Consider the following 6,265-nt stretch of genomic DNA (forward strand, 5'->3'; position numbering starts at 1 on the left):
AGGCCTGCCATGAACTTCACCGACCTCTTCATTCGCCGGCCCGTTCTTGCCACTGTGGTCAATCTGATGATCCTCGCGCTCGGCCTGCGCGCTATGACCTCGCTGCCTGTGTTGCAATATCCGCGCACGCAGAATGCGGTTGTCACCGTTACCACCACCTATTACGGCGCTGCCCCCGATGTGATCGCCGGCTTCATCACAACGCCGCTCGAGAACGCGATCGCCCAGGCGAACGGCATCGATTACATGAACTCGAATAGCGCAAGCAGCGTCAGCACGATCACCATCAACCTGCGCCTCAACTACGATGCCGACAAGGCACTGACGGAAATCAACACCAAGGTCAGCTCGGTGCTCAACCAGCTTCCCTCAGGGTCGCAGCAACCGGTGCTGAAGGTGCAGATCGGTCAGACGATCGACGCCATGTATCTCGGCTTCGACAGCGACGTGCTGGGACGGAATCAAATCACTGATTATCTCACCCGCTCCGTTCAGCCGAAGCTGCAGGCCGTACCCGGCGTTCAGACTGCGGAAATTCTGGGCGGACAGAACTTTGCCCTGCGGGCGTGGCTCGACCCGAAAAAGCTGGCTGCTTATGGCCTCAGCGCCGCAGATGTAGCGGCTGCATTGACGCAGAACAATTTTATCTCCGGGCTCGGCACCACCAAGGGACAGATGGTGGAGGTCAATCTCACAGCATCGACCGGCCTGCATTCGGAGAGCGAATTCGCCAACTTGATTGTCAAGCAAGCGGGTGGCGCGATCGTGCGGTTGAAGGATGTCGCAAACGTCTCGCTCGGCGCCGACGACTACGACACACAGGTCGCATTCGACGGCAAGCCGGCGGTCTATATCGGCATCCAGGTGGCGCCGACTGCCAACCTGCTCGACGTGATCGCGGGCGTACACCGGATCTTCCCGGGCATACAACAACAGCTGCCCAACGGACTGCGCGGCCAGATCGTTTACGATTCCACCAAATTCGTGCGCGCGGCGATCTATGACGTCGTGCAGACGCTCGCCGAGGCTCTGCTGATCGTCAATCTCGTCGTGTTCCTGTTCCTGGGGTCGGGGCGTTCCGTCCTGATCCCGATGGTCGCGATCCCGCTGTCGCTGGTGGGCGCCTTTACCATGATGCTGGCGGTCGGTTTCTCGATCAATCTCTTGACGCTGCTGGCGCTGGTGCTTGCGATCGGGCTCGTGGTCGACGATGCCATCATCGTCGTCGAAAACGTCAACCGTCACCTTGAGGCCGGCAAGGCGCCGGTCGTTGCGGCGATCGAGGCGGCGCGAGAACTCGGCCGCCCGATCATCGCCATGACGGTTGTCCTTGTCGCGGTCTATGTCCCGATCGCGTTCCAGGGCGGTCTGACCGGCGCGCTGTTCACGGAATTCGCATTCACCCTGGTCGGCACGGTGACGATATCGGCCGTTGCCGCGCTGACGCTGTCGCCGATGATGAGCTCCCGTCTGCTCAAGCCGCACGGCGCAACGCGCGGTTGGCAGGCACGATTCACCGCCCTCATTGATCGCCGTTTTGAGGCGCTACGTCGGCTTTATCTGAGCTGGCTGCACGGCAGCCTCGACTATGTACCTGTAACAGGCGTCTTCGCACTGCTCGTGCTGTCCAGCATCTACTTCCTTTATGCAGGCACCAAGAGCGAACTCGCTCCCCAGGAAGACCAGGGGGTGGTGATTGCGACGTCCACGTTGGCGCCGGACGCGACCTTACAGCAAAAGGTGCTGTATGCGCGGCAGGTCTTCCAGATCATGAAGAAATATCCGGAGACCGATCACGTCTTCCAGATCAACTCGCCTGCGCGCGTGGTCTCGGGCATGGTGCTGACGCCGTGGGACGAGCGCACAAGGACGAGCAACCAGCTGCAGCCGATCGTTCAGCAGCAACTCGACCAGGTTGCCGGGGCGCGGATCGCCGCCTTTCAGCTGGCTCCGCTGCCGGGCAGCCAGGGGCTGCCGATCCAGTTCGTGATCAAGACGACGGATTCGTTCGACAAGCTCGACGATGCCGCCCAGCAGTTCCTGAAAGCTGCGATCGGCAGCGGAATGTTCATCTTCCTCGACACGGATCTGAAGATCGACAATCCCGAAGCAGTCGTCGAGATCGATCGCGACAAGGCTGCGCAACTTGGGCTCAAGATGAGCGATGTCGGCAGCGCGATGGGGGCGATGCTGGGCGGGGGGTATGTGAACTATTTCAGCCTCGACCAGCGTTCCTACAAGGTAATCCCGCAAGTCCAGCGACGGTTTCGTCTGAATACCGATCAGCTGCTCAACTATTACGTGGCCACCGTTTCGGGCATTCCCGTGCCACTGTCGACGATCGCGCACATCGCAACCAAAACGGTCCCGGAGACGCTCAATCACTTCCAGCAGCTTAACAGCGCCACCATTCAGGGCGTTGCGGCGCCCGGCGTAGCGCAGTCCGACGCCCTGGACTTCCTCAGCAATCTTGCTGCCAAGACGTTACCGCGAGGCTACACCGTCGATTACAGCGGCTTGTCCCGGCAATATATCCAGGAATCCTCCGGCTTTGTCGCCACGTTCGGATTTGCGCTGGTGATCATTTTCCTGTCGCTTGCGGCGCTGTTCGAAAGCTTCCGCGATCCATGCATCATATTGGTATCGGTGCCGATGTCGATCGCCGGCGCGTTGATCTTCGTGAGCCTCGGCATCGGCGGCGCATCGCTGAACATATACACCGATGTCGGCTTGGTGACGTTGATGGGCCTGATCAGCAAGCACGGCATTCTGATTGTCGAATTCGCAAACGAGCTGCAGCGCGGCGGCGTCCTCAAGCGCGAAGCCATCGAGCAGGCGGCCGGAATCAGATTGCGGCCGATCCTCATGACCACCGCAGCAATGGTCTTTGGCGTGGTTCCGCTGATCCTCGCAAGCGGCGCCGGAGCGGCTTCGCGTTTCAACATGGGACTTGTCATCGCAAGCGGACTTTCGATCGGTACGCTGTTCACCCTTTTCGTGGTACCGGCCATTTATTTCCTGATCGCGACCGATCATTCCCGCCAAGTGGCGCAGGACGCATCACAGCTTGCGCCGTCAGGTGACGAGGCGAGGACAGTCTGACCTGGCAATCCGTCTCACCAGCGCGGCCCGCAGAGTCTGCAGTCGGCTTCACCCCGTACGCTCGAACGGTACAGGCAACACATTTGTCTGTCAGACCAAAACGTGCCACTTCCACTAGAAACTAGAGGTAGCCTCGGCCTAATGTTGCTGTCGCTACACATTCTGATCGATATGCTCTCGCCCGCGCAGAACGCGCCGGCGTTCAGGTGCTGATGAGCACGCTCACGGCAGATCCGCCTTTTGCATCGTCATCGCAGCTATCGTAACCTGGGTTGCGCATCCACGGCCTAGCGCTGGTTGAATCGACAGGCGATTTCGGCAACTCGCTGGGGTGCGACGATGGATAGTCACGCGATTTGACATCGCTGACCAGCAGCCCACCAGACCGATTTGATTCTCGCGATTCCGGTATAGCGCTCAGAAGTCAGTTGGTGCGGGCTGATCTCGAGGGAGAATGTGGCGCGGTTTGCAGCGCCCACGTACGCGGCACAGCCATCGGACTACACCGGCTAGGCAATACCGCTAAAGATCGGCGCGAAGCCGCGCGTGTGTACCGATCGCGAGGCAAAGAGCCCGGTGAGCTAATCGCCTGTTGATTCTACTGCGCTTCTTTAATCTTGGCGGAGAGGGAGGGATTCCAATCCACTCTCCAAAACAGATCGAAAACGGCAGAAAATACAATGCGTTCCGGACAACTTACGGAATTGTGTGTACCGGGATTGTGTACCGGATTTGACCCGCGATGCAAGCTGGGCGGGAGGTAGCAAGCTGGTCCGGCGGCCAACGAATCCTTGGAACAGTGAGTGGGGAACGTCTGGCGCCGCGTGCACATTCCAAAGATCCCACCGCGGCTCATGCGATCTGAGATCAGCGAGTTCAAGGTTGTCCTCAGTGGGCGCGGCACGACCGGATTTTCGCGGCGGCATTACCGCCAAGCCTTCTTTGGGCAAGCCCGGCTTTGCGATGAACTCTTCTTGTCTTGAAACTCCGCGGCTTCGGCCGGATATTTGGATTAAGTCCTTGGCCACATCATTCCGAGGAAGACGATCATGGCGATCCAGATCGTGATGGACAGTACGGGCGACAGCCGTCACTTTTCAATCCAGACGACGCACGAGAGCTCGCGAAGGCGGAGCGGCGGTTCTGCGAACTGACCGATGCCGGCTTCACCGCGGCGGTCCGGACGGGTCGTCAAGTATCGCAAATGCGATCGTTCGACCCGAAAGCGGAAGAAACCGTATTCTCTCCCAGGCTGGTCGGCGGATGATCGGCCCGCGCCATGTTGGCCTTTAGATCATCTCGCCTGCGTGAACGCGGCGCGCGAGAGCCATTCGGGCTCTCTTCATCAGACACGGCGCCGAGAGAACTCCGGAGGGCCGCTCGCTGCAGCTCTTGCGGGCGTGGCTATCGCCCGCTCAGCGTGCACAGTTCGCGGGAAAGGGCTATTTCGAAGTCATCGGTGGCGACACTGGCAGGCAATATAGGATCTACGCGGGCGCGTCGACGAACGTCTGCGAGATCGACGAAAAGGGCCGCCCTACGTGCGGCCTGTGTTTCATGCCGCGTGGTAATCTGCCGGTCGGAGATGTTATGCTTTCCCAAAAGATCGCGCTGGAATGCTGCGAGAACCGCGCGCTCGAGGTGGCCAGAAGGTTCGCACCGACCGGTTTCGTGTTCGGGCGAAGTCGGCTCCTTGGTTGAGCCGCAATCGGCGAAAGCTGTGCCGGAGCGGAGATCCAGGACGTCCGGAATCGATCGGGATACCTGTCTGGGGGCCCGCATGACGACAGCAACTAAGCTGAAAGTTCGAGGCTCCGTCGCCCTCAGTATTTCGGCTTATCGGATTTTCGCGTTGAATCGCCTCCCAGGCGAGGCACGTGTCACCGACATGTCTGACGGGCGTTCATCACGGAACGATCTAGACGCGCTGGTAATCCGCGAGCCGTACAGTTCCTGTTGCGCACGCCAAGATCCAAAGCACCGTCCGATACCCCGGTATTGAGGTCGATGACGATATCGCAATAGCAGAACAAGTTGAGGTCTGAAATTCAGGGGCGGAGCGAATATGTCCCTGCCCCCTTTCAAATCGTCGCCTAAGCGCCACATCCCGCCGTGACCAATTGGGATTGTCATCGCCGCTGCCACAAATGCACCCCTGCCTGGAACTCAATGTTAGGCGTGGAATTTATTTGCTAGCCGGCGGAGTCTGGACATGGCAGACGGTCACTATAACGTCCTCTTTCTTTCGCATCGGAATTCGGCCCGCAGCATTTTCGCCGAAGCGGCGTTGAACCGCATGGGGCATGGACATTTCACTGGTTTTAGCGCAGGGCTGTATCCGGTCAGCCGCCTCGAAGGATTGGTAATCGATGTTCTGAGGGTGGCGGAGTACCGCACTGACGGCTTGCATCCGAAGCACTGGAGCGAATTCGCGAAAGCCGACTCGGCGCCTTTGGATTTTGTGTTCACGCTTTGCGATCTCGAGGCAGGAGAGCCCCAGCCGAATTGGCCCGGCCGCCCGGTAACTGGAGATTGGCGTTACCCCGATCCTGTGAAACTGAGCGACCCGGCTGAGCGGCGTAACGCGCTCGCGGCCACGCTCGGTGGTCTTGAGCGACAGCTTCTGGCCTTCATGCAACTGCCGTTCCGGTCGCTCGATGAAATTAGCCTGCGCGAGCGATTGAAGGAGCTTGGCCAAGGTGTCGATACCTCTCCATCGAAACCAGATATCGCCCGACGTGGTCAATCATTCGACGTCCAAACTGGGTCAGGGGAGTGAATCCGACTTCCCCCTGCCCCGCATCTGTTCTGCCCCTGGAGGTTGCCGCGCGCCACACTCGTTTCACGGTGAAGAGCACGTTTGATGCGGCGAGGGAGCCAACTCGGTCCCCAATGAATTGCGCTCTTCTCGAGAGAAAGGCGCAGTTTTGCGGCCGGTCTTTGACGCTCCCTTTTTCGGAATTCGATTTCGCGCCACCGTGAACGGCGCGTGTTTGCTGCGTTCAATGACAGCAAGTCAAGCCTGTAATCAAAGCGTCATAAACCTGCGGCAGGCTTAGCCAGCTGGGAGTTGACGATCCAGCCGGGGAAATACCAACGCCGCCGAGCGAACATACTCCGCTCTGGCCAGCGTTGCTTCAAAACGAAGGAAATAACCCCACTC

General features: G+C 59.4%; 2 protein-coding genes and 1 pseudogene. All 3 read left to right on the forward strand.

Annotated features, from left to right (window positions below):
- Nucleotides 1–9: 9 nt before the first annotated feature.
- The 3 genes and pseudogenes from CWO91_RS29005 (at nucleotide 10) to CWO91_RS29020 (ending at nucleotide 5,881) form a co-directional block, all read left to right on the forward strand.
- Nucleotides 10–3,102, forward strand: a complete 3,093-nt coding sequence (locus CWO91_RS29005) for an efflux RND transporter permease subunit (RefSeq protein WP_130218447.1) — start codon at nucleotides 10–12, stop codon at nucleotides 3,100–3,102.
- A 1,049-nt stretch (nucleotides 3,103–4,151) separates the two neighbouring features.
- Nucleotides 4,152–4,369, forward strand: a pseudogene (locus CWO91_RS44590) (hypothetical protein).
- A 945-nt stretch (nucleotides 4,370–5,314) separates the two neighbouring features.
- Nucleotides 5,315–5,881: a protein tyrosine phosphatase gene (locus CWO91_RS29020; protein WP_130218448.1), complete on the forward strand. Its 567-nt coding sequence runs from the start codon at nucleotides 5,315–5,317 to the stop codon at nucleotides 5,879–5,881.
- Nucleotides 5,882–6,265: the final 384 nt, after the last annotated feature.

The organism is Bradyrhizobium genosp. SA-3, assembly GCF_004212635.1.
Classification (GTDB): domain Bacteria; phylum Pseudomonadota; class Alphaproteobacteria; order Rhizobiales; family Xanthobacteraceae; genus Bradyrhizobium.